Here is a 21,491-nt window from a genome sequence, read left to right as displayed (position 1 = left end):
TCCTCCTGGAGGACGCCCCTTACCCGTGCTCGCCCAGTGCCCCCTCCAGCAGCTCCGCCCACTGCGCCACCACCCGGTCCCGCCGTGCGGCGTCGTCGGTGAGGAGGTTGGCGAGTCCGAGTCCGCGGGCCATGTCGAGGAAGCCCTGGACGATCTCGCGCACTCCGGGGCGGGACTCGTCCGCGTGCAGCAGCTCGACGGCCATGCGGTGGGTCTCGCGGCCGACGCGGGCCTCCAGCTCGGTGACGCGTGCGTGCAGCTGCTCCTCGTTGGCGGCGGCCACCCACAGGTGCAGGGCCGCCCGGAACAGCGGCCCCGTGTACAGGTCGACGATCGCGCCGACGACCGCGGCTATGTGGTGGCCGGGAAGCGCGCGCAGTGCGGTGGAGCGTTCCTCGGCGACGTACTCGACGGCGGCGGTGAAGAGGTCCTCGCGGGTCGGGAAGTGGTGCTGGGCGGCGCCCCGCGACACCCCGGCCTTCTCCGCGACGACGGACACCGTGGAGCCCGCCCAGCCGCGTTCGGCCAGGCAGGCCACGGCTGCCTCCAGCAGGCGCTGGCGGGTGGCCCGGCTGCGGTCCTGTTTGGGGCCTGTCCGAGGGGCGGTCACAACAGCCATGCGGGGTCCCGTCGTTCGAGGTGTGCGGTGACGCCCTCGCGTGCCTCGGCGGACGCGAACAGCGCTGCCGAGCGTTGTACCAGGTCCTCCGCGTCACGGTCGAAGGCGGCCCTGACCTCGGCCGTCAGCAGCCGCTTGGATTCCGCGAGGCCCTGCGGGGAGGCCCGGCGCAGGGCCTCCAGCACGGGCGCGAGCGCGGCGTCGACGTCGGGTGCGGTCGCGGTGAGCAGTCCGATGTCGCGGGCGCGCGGCCCGTCGAAGACCTCCCCGGTGAGGAAGTACCGGGACGCGGCGCGGGGATCCAGGCGGGGCAGCAGGGGGATCGAGATGACGGCGGGCGCGACCCCGATCCGTACCTCCGTGAAGGCGAAGTCGGAGGTCTCGCCGGCGAACGCCATGTCGCACACCCCGAGCAGCCCGAGTCCGCCCGCGCGGGCGTGCCCGTCGACGCGCGCGAGGACGGGCTTGGGCAGTTCGGCGATCTGCCGCAGCACCTCGACGAACGCGTACGGGCTGGCGGGCACCTTGAGGTCGGCGCCCGCGCAGAAGGTGCCGCCGGTGTGGGCGAGGACGATCGCGCGCACCGACGGGTCCTTCCCGTACCGGTCGAGTGCCATCCCCAACTCGCGTACGAGGCGCACCGAGAGGGCGTTGCGGTTCGCGGGCGAGTCGAGGGTGAGGGTGGTGATGCCGCGCTCGTGGGTGGTGGGGACCAGGGCCTGTCGTGTCATGCACGTTCCCTTTCTCGCAGCTCCCGCCGCAGGGTCTTGCCGGAGGCCGCCCGGGGCACTCCGGTGACGAATTCGACGCGGCGCACCTTCTTGTACGGGGCGACGCGTTCGGCGACGTACGCCATGACGTCTGCCTCTTCGAGGCCCTGGGCATGCGCCTGCCGTACGACGAACGCCTTGGGCACCTCATTGTTGTCCTCGTCGTACACCCCGATCACGGCGGCGTCCGCGATGCCCTCGTGGGTGAGCAGGAGCGCTTCGAGTTCGGCGGGCGCGACCTGGAAGCCCTTGTACTTGATGAGTTCCTTGACGCGGTCGACCACGTAGAGCCAGCCTTCGGCGTCGACGCGGCCGATGTCGCCGGTGTGCACCCAGCCGTCCGCGTCGATCATCGCCGCGGTCTCCTCGGGGCGTCCGAGGTAGCCCTTCATGCGCTGCGGGCCGCGGACGGCTATCTCGCCCTCCTCGCCGACCCCCAGGTCCTTGCCGGGGGTCTCCAGGGACAGGATCCGCATCTCGGTGCGCGGGACGAGCTTGCCGACGGTGCCCGGGGGCGGGTTCTCGGCGCTCAGCGGCACCAGGTGCGTCCCCGGGGAGAGTTCGGTCATCCCGTACGCCTGGAGGACCGTCGGGAGCCCCAGGCGGGCCGCGCACGCTTGCGCGAGGTGTGCGTCGAGGGGCGCTGCCGCGCTGACGATGTACTCCACCGACGACAGGTCGTACTGCGCGACGGCGGGGTGCTTGGCCAGGGCGAGGACGATCGGCGGGGCGACGTACAGGGCGGTGATGCGCTGGTCCTGGACGACCCGGAGGAACTGCTCCAGTTCGAAGCGGGGCAGGGTGACGACGGTCGCGCCGTGCGACAGGGGCTGGTTGATCAGCGCCATCTGTCCGTAGATGTGGAAGAAGGGGAGCACTGCCAGCAGCCGGTCGCCGGGCTTCATCGGGACGAACGGGCTCAGCTGGGCGATGTTGGTGGCGATGGAGTGGTGGGTGAGCATGACGCCCTTGGGGACGCCGGTGGTGCCGGAGGAGTACGGCAGCACCGCGACGTCCTCAAGAGGGTCGATGTCGATCTGCGGCTCGGGGTCCGTGCAGGCGAGCAGGTCGAGTACGGAGCGGTGTCCGGGCGCACTGTCGCAGACGAGGATCTCCTCCACGCCGCCGACGATCTCGGCGGCGCGGCGGGCGGTCTCCAGGAGTGGTGAGACGGTGACGATCCAACGGGCGGAGGAGTCGCGGAGCTGTTTGGCGAACTCCTCGGCGGTGGACAGCGGGTGCACGGTGGTGACGGCCGCCCCCGCGCGCGTGGCGGCGAAGAACACCGTCGGGTAGGCGATCGTGTTGGGGCTGTGCAGGGCGAGTACGTCGCCCTTGCGCAGCCCGGACGCGGCCAGCGCGGCGGCGAGCCTGCGGTGGTACGTGTCGAGCTGGGCGTACGTGAGGGTGGTGCCGTTCGTCCCGTCGACGAGCGCGGGAGCGCTGCCGTACCGGGCGGCGTGTCCGAGGACCGCCTCGTGGATGGGCAGTTCTACGTCGGGTACATCGGCGTACTCGCTGTGGAACACCATGATGACGATCCCCTTCGGCGCGGTGTCGGCGACGCTGTCGCGGCGGCGTGGTGCGGAGGGACAGGGTCGCGCGTACTAGTACGACTTGGGGAGACCCAGGGACTGGTGGGAGACGAAGTTGAGGATCATCTCGCGGCTGACCGGGGCGATCCGGGCGACCCGTGAGGCCACTATCAAAGAGGCGAGGCCGTACTCGCGGGTGAGGCCGTTGCCGCCGAGGGTGTGCACGGCCTGGTCGACGGTCTTCACGCAGGCCTCGGCCGCCGCGTACTTCGCCATGTTGGCGGCCTCTCCCGCGCCCATGTCGTCGCCCGCGTCGTACAGGGCGGCGGCCTTGCCCATCATGAGGCGGGCGAGCTCGATCTCGATGTGCGCCTGCGCGAGGGGGTGGGCGAGGGCCTGGTGGGCGCCGATGGGCGTCTTCCAGACCGTGCGCTCCTTGGCGTACCGGACGGCCCTGGCCAGGGCGTAGCGGGCCATCCCGATGGCGAAGGCCGCGGTCATGATGCGCTCGGGGTTGAGGCCCGCGAAGAGCTGGAGGAGGCCCGCGTCCTCGTCTCCGACGAGGGCTTCGGCAGGGAGGCGCACGTCGTCGAGGACGAGCTCGAACTGCTTCTCCGGGGCCTGGAGTTCCATGTCGATCCGCGAACGTTGGAAGCCGGGCGCCTCGCGGGGGACGATGAACAGGCAGGGCTTGAGGCTGCCCGTCCGCGCGTCCTCGGTGCGGCCGACGATCAGGGTGGCGTCGGCGATGTCGACACCGGAGACGAACACCTTGCGGCCGTTCAGCACCCAGCCGTCGCCGTCCCTGCGGGCGGTGGTGGTGATGCGGTGGGAGTTGGACCCGGCGTCGGGCTCGGTGATGCCGAAGGCCATGGTGAGGCGGCCGTCGGCGAGGCCCGGCAGCCACTTCTCCTTCTGCGCGTCGGTGCCGAAGCGGGCGATGACGGTGCCGCAGATGGCGGGCGAGACGATCATCATGAGGAGTGGGCAGCCGGCCGCACCCAACTCCTCCAGGACGATGGAGAGTTCGGCGATGCCGCCGCCTCCGCCGCCGTACTCCTCAGGAAGGTTGACGCCGAGGTAGCCGAGTTTGGCGGCCTCCGCCCACAGCTCTTCGGGGTGGCTCTCCTCGGCGACGACGCCGGTGAGGTAGTCGCGTCCGTAGCGCTTGCCGAGGGCGGCGACTGCGGCGCGGAGCGCCTGGTGCTCCTCGGTTTCGACAACGGTGGTGTTCATGCTTCCGGTTCCTCCTGTGCACTGGTGTCCGTGACGACGGCGAGCAGGGCGCCGACCTCGACCTGGCGGCCGGGGGCGACGTGGAGTGCGGTGAGCGTGCCGGAGGCGGGAGCGACGACGCGGTGCTCCATCTTCATGGCCTCCAGCCACAACAGGGGCTGCCCCGCGACCACGTGGGAGCCTTCCGCGAGGCCTTCTGCGACGCGGACGACCGTGCCCGGCATGGGGGCGAGCAGGGAGCCGGGGGCGGTGCGGGCGGTGGGGTCGGGGAAGCGGGGGGCCGGGGTGAGGGTGTGGGAGCCGGTGGGGGTGTCGACGTACACCCGGTCCCCGTGCACCTCTATGAGGTGGCGGCGCCGCACACCGTCGACTTCGAGTACGACCCGGTCGGGGGCGACGGAGACCACCCGTTCCGCTCCCTCGGCGGACCAGCCGTCGCGGTCGCGCCGGTAGCGCACCTCGTGGCCGTTGTACGTCTTGGTCTGCGGCTGCGAAGGGACGTTGCGCCAGCCGCCCCCGAACCGGCTGCCCCTGCGGGCCGCGTCCGCGAGGGCGGCGGCGACGGCGGCCTGTTCCTCTCCCGGCAGCTTCTCGGTGAGGGCGGCGAGGTGACGGTCGTAGAACCCGGTGTCCGGATGTCCTGACATGAACTCGGGGTGGCGCAACGACGCGACGAGGAGGTCCCGGTTGGTGACGGGGCCGTGCACCCGGGCGCGTACGAGCGCGTGGGCGAGCTTGCGGACGGCTTCGGCGCGGGTGGGCGCCCATGCGACGACCTTGGCGAGCATGGGGTCGTAGTGGATGCCGACGGTGTCGCCGCCGACGTAGCCCGTGTCGAGGCGCAGACCGGGCCCCTCGGGGACCTCCAGGGCGTGCAGCGGGCCGGTCTGGGGCTGCCAGCCGTGCGCGGGGTCCTCGGCGTACAGGCGGGCCTCGACGGCGTGCCCGGACGGGGCGGGCGGCTCGGCCGGGAGGGGCTCCCCCTCCGCGATCCGGATCTGGAGCGCGACGAGATCCAGGCCGAACACTGCCTCGGTCACCGGATGTTCCACCTGGAGGCGGGTGTTCATCTCCAGGAAGTACGCACGGCCTTGCCCGTCGACGAGGAACTCGACCGTGCCCGCGCCGACGTACCCGACGGCGCGTGCGGCGGCGGTGGCGGCGGCGTGGAGGGACGCCCGGAGTCCGTCGGGCAGGCCCGGCGCGGGGGCCTCCTCGATCACCTTCTGGTGGCGGCGCTGGAGCGAGCAGTCTCGGGTGCCGAGCGCCCATACGGTGCCGTGGGTGTCGGCGAGGACCTGCACCTCTATGTGGCGGCCCCGCTCGACATACGGCTCGGCGAAGACCTCTCCGTCGCCGAACGCGGACCGGGCCTCGGCCGCCGCTGCCGTCAACTCGTCCTCAAGATGCGCGAGTTCCCGTACGACGCGCATGCCGCGCCCGCCGCCGCCCGCCGCCGCTTTGAGGAGGAGGGGCAGGTCGGCCTCGGTGGCGGTCGCCGGGTCGACGGGGGCGAGGAGCGGCACCCCGGCCTTCGCCATCAGGGTCTTGGCACGGGTCTTGGACGCCATGGCCTCGATGGCCTCGGGCGGCGGGCCGATCCAGGTGAGTCCCGCGCCCTGGACCGCGCGGGCGAAGTCGGCGTTCTCGGAGAGGAAGCCGTATCCGGGGTGCACGGCGTCCGCGCCGGCCGCGAGGGCTGCCTTCACGACGAGTTCGCCGCGCAGGTAGGTGTCGGCGGGCGCCGCACCCGGGAGACGTACCGAGGCGTCGGCCGTGCGTGTGTGGAGGGCGTCGGCGTCCGGGTCGGAGTGCACGGCGACGGTGGCGATGCCGAGCTCCGCGCACGTACGGAAGACGCGGCAGGCGATTTCGCCGCGGTTGGCGACGAGCAGGGAAGTGATCACTGGGTTCTGAGGGGTCACGGTTCTCTCACATCCGGAAGACGCCGAAGCCGCCGCGCACGCCCTCGACGGGGGCCGTGTGGATCGCGGACAGGCACAGGCCGAGGACGGTGCGGGTGTCGCGCGGGTCGATGACCCCGTCGTCGTACAGCCGCCCGGACAGGAACATCGGGAGGGACTCCGACTCGATCTGCTGCTCCACCATGGCGCGCAGTCCGGCGTCGGCCTCGTCGTCGTACGGCTGCCCCTTTGCCGCGGCGGATGCCCGGGCGACGATCGACAGGACGCCCGCGAGCTGCTGGGGGCCCATCACGGCGGACTTGGCGCTGGGCCAGGCGAACAGGAAGCGCGGGTCGTAGGCGCGCCCGCACATGCCGTAGTGCCCGGCTCCGTACGAGGCGCCCATCAGGACGGACAGGTGCGGGACCTTGGAGTTCGCGACGGCGTTGATCATCATCGCGCCGTGCTTGATGATGCCGCCCTGTTCGTACTCCTTGCCGACCATGTAGCCGGTGGTGTTGTGCAGGAAGAGCAGCGGGATGTCGCGCTGGTTGGCGAGCTGGATGAACTGGGCGGCCTTCTGCGACTCCGCGCTGAACAGCACCCCCTGGGCGTTGGCGAGGATGCCCACGGGGTAGCCGTGCAGGGTGGCCCAGCCGGTGGTCAGGCTCGGCCCGTACAGCGGCTTGAACTCGTCGAAGTCGGAGCCGTCGACGAGGCGGGCGATCACCTCGCGCGGGTCGAAGGGCGTCTTGAGGTCGCCGGGGACGATTCCCGAGAGCTCCTCCGCGTCGTACTGGGGCGGCTCCGCCTCCAGAGGATCCGGCTGCGCCTTGCGCCAGTTGAGGCGGGCGACGATGCGGCGGGCCTGCCTCAGGGCGTCCGGCTCGTCGACGGCGTAGTGGTCGGCGAGGCCCGAGACGCGGGCGTGCATCTCGGCGCCGCCCAGGGACTCGTCGTCGCTCTCCTCGCCGGTGGCCATCTTCACCAGGGGCGGGCCGCCGAGGAACACCTTCGACCGCTCCTTGATCATCACGGTGTGGTCGGACATGCCGGGCACGTACGCCCCGCCGGCCGTGGAGTTGCCGAAGACGACGGCGATCGTGGGGATGCCTGCCGCCGAGAGCCGGGTGATGTCGCGGAAGAGCGCCCCGCCCGGGATGAAGATCTCCTTCTGGGAGGGCAGGTCGGCGCCGCCGGACTCGACGAGGCTGATGCACGGCAGCCGGTTCTCGTACGCGATCTGGTTGGCCCGCAGCGCCTTCTTGAGGGTCCACGGGTTGGAGGCGCCGCCCCGCACGGTGGGGTCGTTCGCGGTGATCAGGCACTCGACGCCCTCGACGACGCCGATGCCGGTGACCATGGACGCGCCGACCGGGTAGTCGCTGCCCCAGGCGGCGAGCGGGGACAGCTCCAGGAACGGGGTGTCGGGGTCGAGCAGCAGCTCGATGCGCTCCCGGGCGAGCAGCTTGCCGCGCTTCCGGTGGCGGGCGACGTATTTCTCGCCGCCCCCCGCGAGGGCTTGCGCGTGCGCCTCTTTGAGGTCGTCGAGCTTGTCGAGCATCGCGGTGCGGTGGGCGGCGTACTCGGGGCTCGTGGTGTCGAGCGACGAGGCGAGCACGGTCACAGAAGTACCTCCGGTGTCGCGGTCACAGCAGAACCTCCGGTATGTCGAGGTGACGCGAGCGCAGCCACTCACCGACCGCCTTGGCCTGCGGGTCGAAGCGGGCCTGGGCGGCGACTCCCTCGCCGAGGAGGCCCTCGACGGTGAAGTTGAGGGCGCGCAGGTGGGGCAGGACGGTGCGGGTGACGGTCAGATCGGCCGTTTCGGGGAGCAGTTGACGCAGGCGCGCCACCGTCAGCTCGTGGGCGAGCCAGCGCCAGGCGTCGTCGGTGCGCACCCACACGCCCACGTTGGCGTCGCCGCCCTTGTCGCCGCTGCGGGCGCCCGCGACGAGGCCGAGAGGGGCGCGGCGGGTGGGCTGCACGGGCAGCGGTTCGGGAAGAGCGGGATCCGGTACGGGGGCCAGGGGCCTGGTCCGTACGGGCGCGGGGATCGCCTGCGCGGCGCCGTCGGGCAGTACCGCCGTGTGCGGCACGTCCGCCGCGTCCACATGGCGGGCCTCGAAGACGCCGTACGGGGCGCCCTTGCCCGGCGGGGCCGTGACGTGGAAGCCGGGGTAGCTGCCGAGTGCCAGCTCCACCGCCGCGCCGCTGACCGCACGGCCGACGGTCTCGGCGTCCGGGTCGCGGACGACGAGCCGCAGCAGGGCGCTCGCGCACTCCTCGGTGTCGGCGTCCTCGCGGTCGGTGCGGGCCAGGGTCCAACGCACCTCCGCCGGGCGCCTCTTGGCGCCGCCGAGGGCTTCCTCGACCTGCTCCCGCACCAGCGCCGCCTTCTCCTCGACGTCGAGGCCGGTGAGTACGAACACGACCTCGTTGCGCCAGCCGCCGATCCTGGTGAGCCCCGCCTTGAGGGTGGGCGGCGGTTCCTCGCCCCGTACGCCGGTGATGCGCACCCGGTCGGGGGCCTCCTGCTCCAGCCGTACGGTGTCGAGGCGGGCGGTGACGTCGGGGCCCGCGTAGCGCGCGCCGCCCGTCTCGTAGAGGAGCTGGGCGGTGACGGTGCCGGTGTCGACGACGCCGCCCGTGCCGGGGTGCTTGGTGATGACGGACGAGCCGTCGGCGCGGATCTCCGCGAGGGGGAAGCCTGGGCGTCGCACGTCGTGGGCGCCGAAGAAGGAGTAGTTGCCGCCGGTGGCCTGGGTGCCGCACTCCAGGACGTGCCCGGCGACGACCGCACCCGCCAGCTCGTCGTACGCCTCGGGGCCCCAGCCGAACCAGTGCGCGGCGACCCCGGTGACCAGGGCGGCGTCCGTGACCCGGCCGGTGACGACGATGTCCGCTCCGGCGTCGAGACAGGCGGTGATGCCGGCGCCGCCGAGGTAGGCGTTGGCGGTGAGTGTTCCCTCCGGCCACCGGTGGTGGGGCCGACCGTTTCCGATCAGGTCGTCCCCCTGTACGTGAGCGACCTTGACCGGTGTCCCCAGCCGCCCGGCCAACTCCCGCACTGCGGTGGCGAGTCCTGCGGGGTGGAGTCCGCCCGCATTGGTGACGATCTTCACGCCCCGGTCGTGGGCGAGCCCCAGGCCGTCCTCCAACTGGCGCAGGAAGGTTTTGGCGTAGCCCCGGGAGGGGTCCTTCAGGCGGTCGCGGCCGAGGATCAGCATGGTCAGTTCGGCGAGGTAGTCCCCGGTGAGGACGTCGAGTTCGCCGCCGGTGAGCATCTCGCGGACGGCGTCGAAGCGGTCGCCGTAGAAGCCGGAGGCGTTGCCGATGCGGAGGACTTCGGGGCGGGCCGGACCGGGGCGGTCAGGGCCGAGGCGGGCCGGGCCAGGGCGGTCAGGACCTGGGCGGGCAGGACCGGGGCGGGCAGGGTCCGGGCCGCCGGTCACGGCCGGGACCCCTGCGGCTTGCGTCCTTCTCCCGCCGGGCCCGCGAAGGCCTGGGCGATGTCCAGCCAGCGGTCCGCGTCGGCGCCCTCCGCGTGCAGGGCGAGGTCGTCGCGGTGGGCGCGCTGGGTGGTCAGGAGGCAGAAGTCCAGGGCGGGCCCGGTCACGCGCTGGGCCGCGTCCTGGGGTCCGTACGCCCAGAGCTCCCCGCCGGGCCCGGTCAGCTCCACCCGGAACTCCTCGGCGGGCGCGGGCAGTCCCCGTACGAAGAAGGCGTAGTCGCGGGCCCGCACCCCGATCCTGGCCACCTGTCGCAGCCGGGCGGTCGGCTCGCGCCGCACCCCGAGGGCGTCGGCGACGTCCTGGCCGTGCGCCCAGGTCTCCATGAGGCGGGCGGTGGCCATCGAGGCGACGCTCATCGGCGGCCCGTACCAGGGGTAGCGGGTGCCGGCCGGGGCGAGCTCAAGGATCTGCCACAGCCGGTCGCGGCCGGTCCGCCAGCGGGCCAGCAGTTCGGCGGGCGGGAGCACGGCGCCCGCGTCGGCGCCGTCGTCGACGAAGCCCTCGGGATTCGCCTCCGCCTTGGCCACCTCGGCGCCGAACGCCTCCGGGTCGGTCGCCGCCAGCAGGGCCGCCGCGTCGGTCCAGGCGAGGTGGGCGATCTGGTGGGCGAGGGTCCAGCGGGCGGCGGGAGTGGGCAGACGCCACTGGGCGTCCGTCAAGTCCGCCACGAGGCTGTCGAGTTCGGCGCTCTCGTCGTGCAAGTCCTGGAGTACGGCGTCGAGTTCGGACACGGTGCGCTCCCATCGGGGCGTGGCTGCGTGTCCGGAGCATGGCAGCCCCCGAGGAAACAAGCAAGCGTGCTTGAATTACTCGGGGGCTGCGTTCTGTGATTGTTTCGGCTGCCCGGGCGGCTACTTGGCAGGGACGCGCGGGGCCTTCTGCCGGGTCTGGCTGCGCACCGCGCCCACGCTCGCACCGATGACCAGGGCGATCGCCAGCGCGTCGACCAGCGACAACGCCTGGTGCAGGATGAGGAATCCGGCACCGGCCGCGATCGCGGGCTCCAGGCTCATCAGCACGGCGAAGGTCGGTGCGGGCATCTTGCGCAGGGCGACGAGTTCGAGGGTGTACGGCAGGACGGAGGACATCAGCGCGACGGCGGCGCCCAGGCCGAGGGTCACCGGGTCGATCAGCTTCGTGCCCGCTTCGAGTACCCCGAGGGGCAGGCTCAGCAGGGCCGCGACAGCCATCGCGAGGGCGAGGCCGTCGGCCTGCGGGAAGCGGCGTCCCGTCTTCGCGCTGAAGACGATGTACGCGGCCCAGCACGCGCCCGCGGAGAGCGCGAAGGCGGCGCCCACGAGGTCCAGGCCGCCGAACCCTGCGGCGCCCAGCAGCCCCACTCCTGCGAGGGCGAGGCCCGCCCACAGCACGCTGGCCCACTGACGGGAGGCGAAGACCGAGAGCGCGAGCGGGCCGAGCACTTCGAGGGTGACGGCGGCGCCGAGCGGGATGCGGTCGCCGGCCTGGTAGAAGAGCGTGTTCATGCCGCCCATGGCGAGGCCGAAGACGAGGATGGTGCCCCAGTCGCGGCGGGTGTAGCCGCGGACGGACGGACGGCACACGAGGAGCATCACGACTGCGGCGACGGCGAGCCGGAGCGTGACGACGCCGAGGGCACCGGTCCTCGGCATGATCAGGACGGCGAGGGCGGAGCCGAACTGGACGGAGAGGCCACCGGCGACGACGAGGGCCACGGGGGCGAGGTGGCTGCCGCGTCGGGGGCTCGCGGGCCGTCCGCCGGGCTTGGTGGCCGTACAGGCCGCGGCGGCCTCCGCGTCGATGAGGGGGGCGGGGACGGGCTTGGCCTGGGGCTCGACCTCGTTCACTGTGGTGCACCTCGTGTTCAATGGGATGTACTCCCATGATGGCATGGGGGATTGAGTGGGCCGGTGGCCCGCTTCACAGCCCCTCCGCCAGGACCTCCGCCAAGTGCCTCGCCCGCGCACCGGACCCCAGGTGCTCGATCTGCGTGCGGCACGAGTAGCCGTCCGCCAGCAGCTCGCCCCCCTCGGCGAGGTCCCGCACCCCCGGCAGCAACTGTTCCTCCGCGCAGGCCTTCGACACCTCGTAGTGGCCCTTCTCGAAGCCGAAGTTGCCTGCCAGGCCGCAGCAGCCGCCCGCGAGCGGACCCGTGAGGCCCGCCTTCTCGCGGAGGCGGCGTTCCGCGTCGTCACCCAGGACCGCGTGCTGGTGGCAGTGGGTCTGGCCGGTGACCGGGCGGTTCAGGAGGGGTGGGGTCCAGCCGGGGGCGTACTCCTCCAGGGATTGAGCGAATGTCCGGACATTCGAGGCCAGTCGGTGTGCGCGGGGGTCGTCGCCGAGCAGGTCCGGGAGGTCGCTCTTGAGGGCCGCGGCGCAACTGGGTTCCAGGACGACCAGAGGGGTGTCCGGCGGCACCGCCGCCAGCGTGCGGCGCATGACCGTGCGGGCCCGGTCCAACTGGCCGGTGGAGACGTAGGTGAGGCCGCAGCACAGGCCCGCGCGCGGGAGGCGGACGCGCAGGCCCGCCGCTTCCAGGACTCGTACCGCCGCGATTCCCACCGCCGGAGAGAGGTGGTTGGTGAAGGTGTCCGGCCAGAGGGTGATCAGGGGGGCCGAGGAAGGGGAAGGCGTGAGCGGGCGTCCGCGTGCCCAGCGGCGGAAGGTCCGGGGGGCGAGCGGGGGGATCGGGCGTTCCGGGGCGATCCCGGCCGTCCGCCTGGCGATCGAGGCCAAGGGGGGCAGGGCGGCAGCGGAATTGACGAGCGGCGCCAGGGGGGACGCCAGGCGCAGCCATTCCGGCAGGCGGCCCAGTGCGTAGTGCGAGGCGGGGCGCAACCGGCCCGCGTAGTGGTGGTGCAGGAACTCCGCCTTGTACGTGGCCATGTCGACCCCCACCGGGCAGTCGCTGCGGCATCCCTTGCAGGAGAGGCAGAGGTCGAGGGCGTCCTTGACCTCCGTCGAGCGCCAGCCGTCCTCGACGACCTCGCCCGCGAGCATCTCGTGCAGCAGCCGCGCGCGCCCGCGCGTGGAGTGCTGTTCGTCGCCGGTGACCCGGTAGGACGGGCACATCACACCGGTGCCGCCGTCCGGCGCCGACTGCGTACGGCACTTGGCGACGCCCACGCAGCGGCGTACGGCCGCCGAGAAGTCGCCGCCGTCGTGCGGGTAGCCGAAGGCGACGTCGCGGACCGGTTCGGCCGGGAGGACGGCGAAGCGGAGGTTCTCGTCGAGGCGGGCGGGGCGGGCGAGCATCCCCGGGTTCATGCCGCCCGCCGGGTCCCAGACGTCCTTGAACTCGTGGAAGAGGCCGACCAGTTCGGGCCCGTACATCCGGGGCAGGAGTTCGGCGCGCGCCTGGCCGTCGCCGTGTTCGCCGGAGAGCGAGCCGCCGTGGGCGGCGACGAGGTCCGCGAGTTCCTCGGAGAAGCGGCGGAAGCGGGCCACCCCCTCGCGCCTCAAGAGGTCGAAGTCGATACGGACGTGGATGCAGCCGTCCCCGAAGTGCCCGTACGGCGTCCCGCGCAGCCCGTGGGCCGCCATCAGGGCGCGGAAGTCGCGGAGGTACGCACCGAGCCTGGCGGGCGGCACCGCGCAGTCCTCCCAGCCCGGCCAGGCCTCGCTGCCGTCGGGCATCCGGGTCGCGGTCCCGCTCGCGTCCTCGCGGATGCGCCACAGGGCGCGCTGTCCTGCCGCGTCCGCCACCACCGTCCCGTCCACCGCGTCCGCACCCCGGACGACCTCCTCCGCCCGCGCACGGGCCTGCGCCGGGCTCCCGCCGCCCGTCTCGACGAACAGCCAGGCCGCCCCGCGCGGCAGCAGCGCCCGCTCCCGCTCGGGTACGAGGTCGGCGGCCATGCCCTCCACGGTCAGCGGCCCGTACGGCAGGATGCCGGGGGCCGCTTCCGCCGCCGCGCTCTCGTCGGCGTAGCCGAGGACGGCGAGGGCGCGCGCACGAGGTGCCTCCACCAGCCCGACGACGGCCTCGGTCACCACCCCGAGCGTGCCCTCGCTGCCGCAGAAGGCACGGGCGAGGTCGACGCCGTTCTCCGGCAGGAGCGCGTCGAGTGCGTAACCCGAGATGCGGCGGGGGAGTTCGGGGAACCCCGTCCTCAAGAGGGCGAGGTTCTTCGTCAGCAGCGTGTGGAGTTCCGTACGGAGAGTGGCGGGAACGGCGTCCCAGCCGCCGCGCGACAGCCGCAACTGATCGCCTCCGTATGTCAGGACATTCAATTCCCGCACCTGGTCGGCCGTCGTGCCCCAGGCGACCGAGTGCGAGCCGCAGGAATTGTTTCCGATCATGCCGCCGAGGGTGCAGCGGCTGTGCGTGGACGGGTCGGGCCCGAAGGTCAGTCCGTACGGTGCCGCCGCCGCCCGCAGGTCGTCGAGCACGACCCCGGGCCCGACCACCGCCGTACGGGCGGCCGGGTCCAGGTCGACGATCGCCCTCAGGTGGAGCGTGGTGTCCAGGACGACGCCGGTGCCGGTCGCCTGGCCCGCGATGGAGGTGCCGCCGCCGCGCGGCACCACCGGCACCCCGTGCGCCCGGCAGACGGCCAGGGCGGCGGCGACGTCGTCCGCGTCGCGCGGGGCCACGACGCCCAGGGGGACCCTCCGGTAGTTGGAGGCGTCCATCGTCATGAGGGCCCGTGCGGCGGCGTCCAAGGACACCTCCCCGCGCACTGCCGCCCTCAGGTCCGCTGCCAACTCGGTCGTCACGCGCCGCTGTTCAGCCATGAATCAAGCATGCACGGTGTCATTAATCGGGCAGAACATGTCGACTTGTTGTGCACGTGCATAAGAAATGCGAACAGGACCTTTCCCAACTGATCATCAGTTCTTTTATAGTGGGCACTCTTTCAGGAGGCCCCACTTCTCATGTCCTTGCGCCGAGCGTCCGCACTGGCCCTGTCGATCTCGGCGGCCGTCTCCGGCCTGCTGCTCCTGTGGGCGGTGCTCGCCGCCCCCGAGCAGGTGCGGACCCCGCTGGCCTGGTGCGGCGGCGCCGCCGCGGTGCTGCTGACCGCCGCCGTCACCGTCGCCGTCCGTGCCGAGGTGCAGGCGCGCGGGCTGCGGGAGGCGATCTCCGCCGGCCGCCGCGACGCCGAGCGGTTCGCCCAGGAGACCGTGCCAGGACTGGTCACCAGGCTGCGCTCCGGCGACTCGGTCTCCACCGCCCTCGCCGCGACGAAGCATGCGCTGGGCACGCTGGACAACGAGCACGCGCGGGGGCTGCTCACCACCCTCGCCACCGAGGTCGGCCGCGGCGAGTCCTCCCGCGCGGCAGCGATGTCCGCGTGCGCGAACGCGGCGGGCCGCATGCAGGCGCTCGCCACGAGCATGCTGGCCGACCTCCGCGAGATGGAGCACCGGCACACCGACGAGGACGTCCTGGGCGACCTGCTGCACCTGGACCACCGCACCGCCCAGGCGGGCCGTCTCGCGGACAGCATCGCCATCCTCACGGGTGCGCGTTCCGGTCGCAGATGGGCAAAACCGATCGTGATGGAGTCCGTCCTGCGCGGCGCGATGGGCCGCATCAACGGCTACCAGCGCGTCCGGCTGCACTCCACCAGCGAGGTCGCCGTCGCCGGTCACGCGGCGGAAGGCGTCATGCACGCCCTCGCCGAGCTCCTCGACAACGCGGCGAACTTCTCGCCGCCGACGGCCGAGGTGCACGTGTACGTGGAAGAGGTCCCGGCGGGCCTCATCATCACCGTCGAGGACAGCGGGCTCGTGATGAGCGACGTGCAGCTGCGCCGGGCGGAGCGCGCGGTGTGCGCACAGACGCCGCTGGACCTGACGAGCCTCTCGGGCACCCGGCTCGGCCTCGCGGTCGTCGGCTGCCTCGCCCGCAAGCACCGGCTGAAGGTGTCCTTCCGGCCGTCGGCGCGCGGGGGCACGGGTGCGCTGATGCTGCTGCCGCAGGAGCTGCTGACCCAGCCGCAGCCGACCGCTGCGGCCCCGCGCCACGACACCGGGTCGACGCGGCTGCCGAAGGCGGTGCCGCCAGAGACCGTACCGAGGACCGTGCCGACGCAGACCGTGCCGACGACGCCTCTTGAGGCGGCGGCGCCGTCCGCACCGCCTGCGCCTCTTGAGGCGGCGGCGCCCGCTGCGGCCGGGGCGGGGGCCGATGCCGCTGTCGTACGTACGGAAGATCCCGTACGCGAGGAGAGCGAAGGGCCCCGGGAGAGCGAGGACCACGAGGACCTCTCCGTACGAGAACGCGAAGTCACCCCCGATCACGCGCTCGCAGAGCCGACGGCAGGGACGGCACCGTCCGCCGCTCCCTCCGGCGACGCCCCCGCCTCCGAGACCACCGGCAACCTCCCCCAGTTCGGCGAGAGCGGGCTGCCCAAGCGCCGCCGGGGCCGGACCCTGGCCGCCGCGCACCCGGCCGGGCCTGACACACCGCCCAGGCCCGCACAGGCCGGGGCCGCCGCCCGACCGGCCGCGACGGACCGTTTCAGCACGTTCCGCCGGGCGGTCCAGAGCCAGAGCCAGGGCCAGGGCCAGGGCCCCGAGCAGGACACGGCACAGCACCCCCACCCCCACACGCACCCGGAAGGCAACGACAACCGATGACCGCCACCACCGACGAGAAGCTCAACTGGCTGCTGGAGAGCCTGCTGGAGCGCACCCCCGGCGCCCGTCACGCCCTCGTCCTGTCCCGGGACGGCCTCAAGCTCTGCCGCACGCCCGAGCTCTCCGTCGACCAGGCCGACCAACTGGCCGCCATCGCCGCAGGCATCCAGAGCCTGACCCACGGGGCGTCGATCGAGTTCGGCGACGGCAGCGGCGGTGTCCGGCAGGCGATGGCCGAGTTCTACGGCGGCATCCTGTTCATCGTCGAGGCGGGCGCGGGCGCACACCTCGCCGTCGTCGCGGGCGAGGACTCCGACGTCGGCCTCATCGGCCACAACATGAGCGAACTCGTCGAGCAGCTCGGCGAACACCTCGCCGCCGAACCCCGCTCGACCGGCAAGGGCGCCAACAGCACCCCCGCCGCATGAGCACGCCGGCCCGCCCGCACCGCCCGGGCCGCGACGACTCCCCCGACCGGCTCTACACCGTCACCGGGGGCCGCAGCCGCACCCACTCCGACGCGTTCGACCTGGTCACCCTGGTCGTCGCGGAGTGCGACCCGACGCCGGGCATGCAGTCCGAGCACGCGGCGATCCTGCGCATGTGCGACTACCCGATCGCCGTCGTGGAGATCGCCGCCGAGCTCGCTCTGCCCGTCGGCATCACCCGCATCCTGCTGGCCGATCTGCTCGACACCGGCCGGATCAGCGCCCGCCACCCGCGCCGCGCTCCCGAATCCGCCGAACTCCCCGAACCCGAACTCCTGGAGCAGGTGCTCGTTGGCCTCCGCAATCTCTGACCCGGCGCACCACCCCGCGCCCGGGGACGACCGGCCCCACCTGTCCCGCACCGCCGACAACGGTCTCAAGATCGTCGTCGTCGGCGGCTTCGGCGTGGGCAAGACCACCATGGTCCGTTCCGTCAGCGAGATCCGTCCCCTCAACACCGAGGAGACGATGACCCGTGCGGGCGAGAAGATCGACGACCTCGACGGCGTACGGACGAAGTCCTCGACCACCGTCGCCTTCGACTTCGGCCGCATATCGATCGACGGCCGCACCGTCCTCTACCTCTTCGGCGCACCCGGCCAGGAACGCTTCTGGTTCCTGTGGGACCGCCTCTTCTCCGGCACCCTCGGCGCGGTCGTCCTCGTCGACACCCGCCGCCTCGCCGACTCCTGGTACGCCATCGACCGCCTGGAACACCACGGCACGCCGTTCGTCGTGGCGCGCAACGACTTCGGCGGCCCGGTCCACACGGACGAGCAGGTACGGGAAGCCCTCGACCTGCCCGACCACGTCCCGATGGTCACCTGCGACGCCCGCAGCCGGGCCTCCAGCAAGAACGTACTGATCACGCTCGTCGAGCACCTGCACCACCTGTCGACGGCGGGCCGAGCCACCGCGGCAGGGCCCACAGCCGTCACAGCCACCCCAGCCCGAGGGAGCACCTCCCAGTGACCACACCGCCCCCGGGCTGCCCCGCACACGCCCTCGCCGGAGCAGGAACCGGAGCGGCGGCCGAGGTGGAAGCGTCCGTCCCCCTCTCCGGCCCCCGCTTCCAGATCGAGCCCGCCGCCCTCTACCGCGACATGCGCCGCGAGCACGGCCCGGTCGTCCCGGTCACCCTGCCCGGCGACATCCCGGCCTGGCTGGTCACCGGCTACCGCGAACTGCACCAGCTCACCTCGGACCCGGTGCTCTTCTCCCGGGACTCCGAGCTGTGGAACCAGTGGGACCGCATACCCGCCGACTGGCCCCTGCTGCCCATGATCGGCCGCAGGCAGCCGTCGATCCTCTACACGGTCGGCGAGCGCCACACCCGCCGCGCCCAGCTGATCAGCGACGCGCTGGAAGCGGTCGACCCGTTCGAACTCAAGCGGTACGCGGAGCAGTTCGCGGACGGGCTGATCGACGAGTTCTGCACCAGGGGCGGGACCGACATCATCAGCCGTTACGCGATGCTGCTCCCGGTCCGCGTGCTGGCGAAGATCTACGGCATCCCCGACGAGCAGGGCCCCTCGCTCGTCGCCGCGCTCAACGACATGATCGACGGCCGCGAGCGCGCCCTCGCGGGCCAGCAGCACGTCACCCAGACCATCACCGGCCTCCTCGCCGCCAAGCAGGCCGAGCCCGGCCAGGACGTGGCGTCCCGGATGCTGGCCGACGGCGACGCCTCGGGCCCCGACGGCTTCAGCCCGATGGAGATCCTCCAGGACCTGATGGTCATGATGGCCGCGGGCCACCAGCCGACCGCCGACTGGATCGGCAACACGCTGCGCCTGATGCTCACCGACGACCGCTTCACCGCCTCCCTCTCGGGCGGCAGGCACAGCGTCGCCGAGGCCATGAACGAGGTGCTCTGGGAGGACACCCCGACGCAGAACGTGGCGGGCCGCTGGGCCTCCAGGGACACCCGGCTGGGCGGGCGCGCCGTCGCCGCGGGCGACCTCCTGCTGCTCGGGCTCGCCGCGGCCAACGGCGACCCCCAGGTCCGTACCGACGCCTCCGTGCTGACGGGCGGCAACAACGCGTTCTTCTCCTTCGGCCACGGCGAGCACCGCTGCCCGTTCCCCGCGCGGGAGACCGCCGAGGTCATCGCCCGTACCGCGGTGGAGGTCCTGCTCGACCGGCTGCCGGACATCGACCTGGCCGTGCCCGCCGCGTCCCTCACCCGTCGCCCCTCCCCCTGGCTGCGCGGACTGACCGCGCTGCCGGTGACGTTCACGCCCACTCCCGCCCTTGGAGGCACCGTATGACCGAGACGACCGGGGTTTCCGGCGCGCTGTCCTGCCCCGTGACGGGCGCGAGCGCCGGGAACGCGCACGATCCGATAACCCTCGACCCGTTCGTGCACGACCTCGTCGGCGAGGGCGCGCGGCTGCGCGAGGCGGGTCCGCTCGCCCGCGTGGTGCTGCCCGGCGGCGTCCCCTGCTACGCGGTCACCCACCACACCGAGGCCCGCGCGCTGCTCAACGACCCGCGCGTGGTGAAGGACATCGGACACTGGAACGCCTGGCAGCGCGGCGAGATCGCGATGGACTGGCCGCTGATCGGCCTGGTCAACCCGGGCCGGTCGATGCTCACCGTGGACGGCCCCGAGCACCGCAGGCTGCGGCTGCTGGTCGCCCAGGCGCTGACCGTGCGCCGGGTGGAGCATCTGCGCGGCAGCGTCGAGGCGATCACGAACACCCTGCTGGACGCCCTGGCCGAGCAGGAGCCGGGCGCGCCCGTCGACCTGAAGGCGCTGTTCGCGGCGCCGCTGCCGATGAAGGTCGTCACGGCGCTGATGGGTGTCGAGAAGGTCGTCAGCCCGCGGCTGACCGCGGTCTTCGACCGGTTCTTCTCCAGCGAGACCGGGCCGGGCGAGATGCCCAAGGTGCTGGCCGAGATCGACGCGATCTTCACCGAGGTCCTCGCGGAGAAGCGCGCCAACCCGGGCGACGACCTCACCAGCGCGCTGCTGAACGCGTCGGACGAGGGCGACCGGCTCACCGAGGAGGAGCTCCTCAACACCATCAAGGTCATGATCATCGCCGGTCACGAGACGACGATCAGCCTGATCCTCCAGGCCGTCATCGGCCTGGAGACCCACCCCGAGCAGCGGGCCAAGGTCCTCTCCGGCGAGGTTCCGTGGGAGAACGTCGTCGAGGAGACCCTCCGCTGGTCGACCCCGACCTCGCACGTCCTGCTCCGCTACGCCACCGAGGACGTCCCGGTCGGCGACTCGGTCCTCCCCAAGGGCGAGGCCCTGGTCGTCTCCTTCGGTGCGATCGGCCGCGACGAGCGGGTGCACGGCGAGAGCGCCGAGGACTTCGACGTCACCCGCGAGACCGTGAAGCACATCAGCTTCGGGTACGGCCCGCACGTGTGCCCGGGTGCGGCCCTCTCCCGCCTGGAGGCGGCCGTCGCGCTGCCCGCGCTGTACGCCCGTTTCCCCGGCCTGACCCTCGCGGTAGACGCCTCCGAGCTGCGCAACAAGCCGGTCGTGACGCAGAACGACCTCGTCGAGGTCCCGGTCCTGCTGGGCAAGCAGGCCTGAACGACCCCGACCAGCACGTCCCTCGTACGCAGACACCCGCGTCTCTCGTACGAAAACACCTGCCCGGGCCGGAGTGCCGGTCGTCTCATCCGCCGGACGGAGTCACATCCGTCCCCCGGGAGCGACTACGCTCCGGCTCGTGGCTGAGATCCGGATTCCCGCTGACATCAAGCCCGCCGACGGCCGTTTCGGCGCGGGCCCCTCCAAAGTACGGACGGAGGCGCTCGACGCGCTTGCCGCCACCGGCACTTCACTCATGGGTACGTCCCACCGCCAGGCTCCGGTGAAGAACCTGGTCGGTGCGGTACGGGACGGCGTGCGCGACCTCTTCTCCCTCCCCGAGGGCTACGAGGTCGTCCTGGGCAACGGCGGCTCCACCGCCTTCTGGGACGTCGCCACCCACGGGCTCATCGACAACAGGTCCCAGCACCTCTCCTTCGGCGAGTTCTCCTCGAAGTTCGCGAAGGCGGCCAAGGCCGCCCCGTGGCTGGCCGACCCGACCGTGATCGCCTCGGACCCGGGTACGCACCCGGACCCGAAGGCCGAAGCGGGCGTCGACGTCTACGCGTTCACGCACAACGAGACGTCGACGGGTGTCGCGGCGCCGATCAAGCGCGTCGCGGGCGCCGACGAGGGTTCCCTCGTCCTGGTCGACGCGACGTCCGGCGCAGGCGGCCTCCCCGTCGACATCACCGAGACCGACGTCTACTACTTCGCCCCGCAGAAGTCCTTCGCGGCGGACGGCGGCCTGTGGCTGGCGGCCTTCTCCCCGGCGGCCCTGGAACGCGCGGCCCGCGTCCACGCGTCCGGCCGCCACGTCCCGGAGTTCTTCTCGCTCCCGACGGCGATCGACAACTCGCTCAAGAACCAGACGTACAACACCCCGGCCCTCTCCACGCTCTTCCTCCTGAACGAGCAGCTGACCTGGCTCAACAAGCAGGGCGGCCTGGACTGGGCGGTCAAGCGCACCGGCGCCTCCTCCACCGCCCTGTACTCGTGGGCGGAGACCTCGAAGCACGCGACCCCGTTCGTCACCGACCCGGCGAAGCGCTCGCAGGTCATCGGCACGATCGACTTCGCGGACGGCATCGACGCGGCGGCCGTCGCGAAGGTCCTGCGCGCCAACGGGATCGTCGACACGGAGCCGTACCGCAAGCTGGGCCGCAACCAGTTGCGCGTGGCGATGTTCCCGGCGGTCGACCCGGCGGACGTGCAGGCGCTGACCGCCTGCATCGACTACGTCATCGAGCAGCTCTGACGTCCTGGGACGGTACGCAGCGAGGGGCCCGGCACGGGAATCGTGC

17 protein-coding genes are annotated in these 21,491 nt (G+C 72.5%); 7 read left to right on the top strand and 10 right to left on the bottom strand.

Annotated elements, in window-relative coordinates; translation table 11 throughout:
• Positions 1–19: 19 nt before the first annotated feature.
• The 10 genes from ACWGIG_RS21865 to ACWGIG_RS21820 all read right to left on the bottom strand — a co-directional run bounded on the left by ACWGIG_RS21865 (position 20) and on the right by ACWGIG_RS21820 (position 14,295).
• Positions 20–619 carry a TetR/AcrR family transcriptional regulator gene (locus tag ACWGIG_RS21865; RefSeq protein ID WP_453323310.1) on the bottom strand — a complete coding sequence of 200 codons (600 nt, stop codon included), beginning with the start codon at positions 617–619 and terminating at the stop codon, positions 20–22.
• Positions 607–1,350: an enoyl-CoA hydratase family protein gene (locus ACWGIG_RS21860; protein WP_453323309.1), complete on the bottom strand. Its 744-nt coding sequence runs from the start codon at positions 1,348–1,350 to the stop codon at positions 607–609. The genes ACWGIG_RS21865 and ACWGIG_RS21860 overlap by 13 nt, the downstream gene beginning before the upstream one ends.
• Positions 1,347–2,921 (bottom strand): AMP-binding protein, encoded by a 1,575-nt coding sequence (locus ACWGIG_RS21855; protein WP_453323308.1) that lies wholly within the window; start codon positions 2,919–2,921, stop codon positions 1,347–1,349. The genes ACWGIG_RS21860 and ACWGIG_RS21855 overlap by 4 nt, the downstream gene beginning before the upstream one ends.
• A gap of 75 nt (positions 2,922–2,996) precedes the next feature.
• Positions 2,997–4,160: an acyl-CoA dehydrogenase family protein gene (locus ACWGIG_RS21850; protein ID WP_453323307.1), complete on the bottom strand. Its 1,164-nt coding sequence runs from the start codon at positions 4,158–4,160 to the stop codon at positions 2,997–2,999.
• Positions 4,157–6,067: an ATP-binding protein gene (locus ACWGIG_RS21845; protein ID WP_453323313.1), complete on the bottom strand. Its 1,911-nt coding sequence runs from the start codon at positions 6,065–6,067 to the stop codon at positions 4,157–4,159. The genes ACWGIG_RS21850 and ACWGIG_RS21845 overlap by 4 nt, the downstream gene beginning before the upstream one ends.
• Positions 6,068–6,092: 25 nt before the next feature.
• The gene (locus ACWGIG_RS21840) at positions 6,093–7,691 is read right to left on the bottom strand and encodes an acyl-CoA carboxylase subunit beta (protein WP_453323306.1); all 1,599 of its coding nucleotides are present in this window, start codon (positions 7,689–7,691) and stop codon (positions 6,093–6,095) included.
• Between the two features lie 22 nt (positions 7,692–7,713).
• Complete coding sequence (locus ACWGIG_RS21835; protein WP_453323312.1) at positions 7,714–9,402, bottom strand: acyclic terpene utilization AtuA family protein; 1,689 nt, start codon at positions 9,400–9,402, stop codon at positions 7,714–7,716.
• A 113-nt stretch (positions 9,403–9,515) separates the two neighbouring features.
• Positions 9,516–10,310, bottom strand: a complete 795-nt coding sequence (locus ACWGIG_RS21830) for a TIGR03084 family metal-binding protein (protein WP_453323305.1) — start codon at positions 10,308–10,310, stop codon at positions 9,516–9,518.
• A 120-nt stretch (positions 10,311–10,430) separates the two neighbouring features.
• Positions 10,431–11,405 (bottom strand): EamA family transporter, encoded by a 975-nt coding sequence (locus tag ACWGIG_RS21825; protein WP_453323304.1) that lies wholly within the window; start codon positions 11,403–11,405, stop codon positions 10,431–10,433.
• A 73-nt stretch (positions 11,406–11,478) separates the two neighbouring features.
• Positions 11,479–14,295 (bottom strand): FAD-binding and (Fe-S)-binding domain-containing protein, encoded by a 2,817-nt coding sequence (locus ACWGIG_RS21820; RefSeq protein ID WP_453323303.1) that lies wholly within the window; start codon positions 14,293–14,295, stop codon positions 11,479–11,481.
• 141 nt (positions 14,296–14,436) lie between these two features.
• Between ACWGIG_RS21820 and ACWGIG_RS21815 the strand changes: the two genes are divergently transcribed.
• The 7 genes from ACWGIG_RS21815 to serC all read left to right on the top strand — a co-directional run bounded on the left by ACWGIG_RS21815 (position 14,437) and on the right by serC (position 21,445).
• Positions 14,437–16,146 carry an ATP-binding protein gene (locus tag ACWGIG_RS21815; RefSeq protein WP_453323302.1) on the top strand — a complete coding sequence of 570 codons (1,710 nt, stop codon included), beginning with the start codon at positions 14,437–14,439 and terminating at the stop codon, positions 16,144–16,146.
• Positions 16,143–16,574: a roadblock/LC7 domain-containing protein gene (locus tag ACWGIG_RS21810; RefSeq protein ID WP_453323301.1), complete on the top strand. Its 432-nt coding sequence runs from the start codon at positions 16,143–16,145 to the stop codon at positions 16,572–16,574. Before ACWGIG_RS21815 ends, ACWGIG_RS21810 begins: the two co-directional genes overlap by 4 nt.
• Positions 16,571–16,945 carry a DUF742 domain-containing protein gene (locus ACWGIG_RS21805; protein WP_453323300.1) on the top strand — a complete coding sequence of 125 codons (375 nt, stop codon included), beginning with the start codon at positions 16,571–16,573 and terminating at the stop codon, positions 16,943–16,945. Before ACWGIG_RS21810 ends, ACWGIG_RS21805 begins: the two co-directional genes overlap by 4 nt.
• Entirely contained in the window at positions 16,926–17,606 is a 681-nt protein-coding gene (locus ACWGIG_RS21800) for a GTP-binding protein (protein WP_453323299.1), read from the top strand. Before ACWGIG_RS21805 ends, ACWGIG_RS21800 begins: the two co-directional genes overlap by 20 nt.
• Positions 17,607–17,671: 65 nt before the next feature.
• Positions 17,672–18,904 carry a cytochrome P450 gene (locus tag ACWGIG_RS21795; RefSeq protein ID WP_453323311.1) on the top strand — a complete coding sequence of 411 codons (1,233 nt, stop codon included), beginning with the start codon at positions 17,672–17,674 and terminating at the stop codon, positions 18,902–18,904.
• The gene (locus ACWGIG_RS21790; RefSeq protein ID WP_453323298.1) at positions 18,901–20,187 is read left to right on the top strand and encodes a cytochrome P450 family protein; all 1,287 of its coding nucleotides are present in this window, start codon (positions 18,901–18,903) and stop codon (positions 20,185–20,187) included. Before ACWGIG_RS21795 ends, ACWGIG_RS21790 begins: the two co-directional genes overlap by 4 nt.
• A gap of 139 nt (positions 20,188–20,326) precedes the next feature.
• Complete coding sequence (gene serC, locus ACWGIG_RS21785) at positions 20,327–21,445, top strand: phosphoserine transaminase (RefSeq protein WP_453323297.1); 1,119 nt, start codon at positions 20,327–20,329, stop codon at positions 21,443–21,445.
• Positions 21,446–21,491 lie beyond the last annotated feature (46 nt).

The organism is Streptomyces sp. NPDC054863, assembly GCF_053610825.1.
This window is presented reverse-complemented; position numbering and strand designations above follow the sequence as displayed.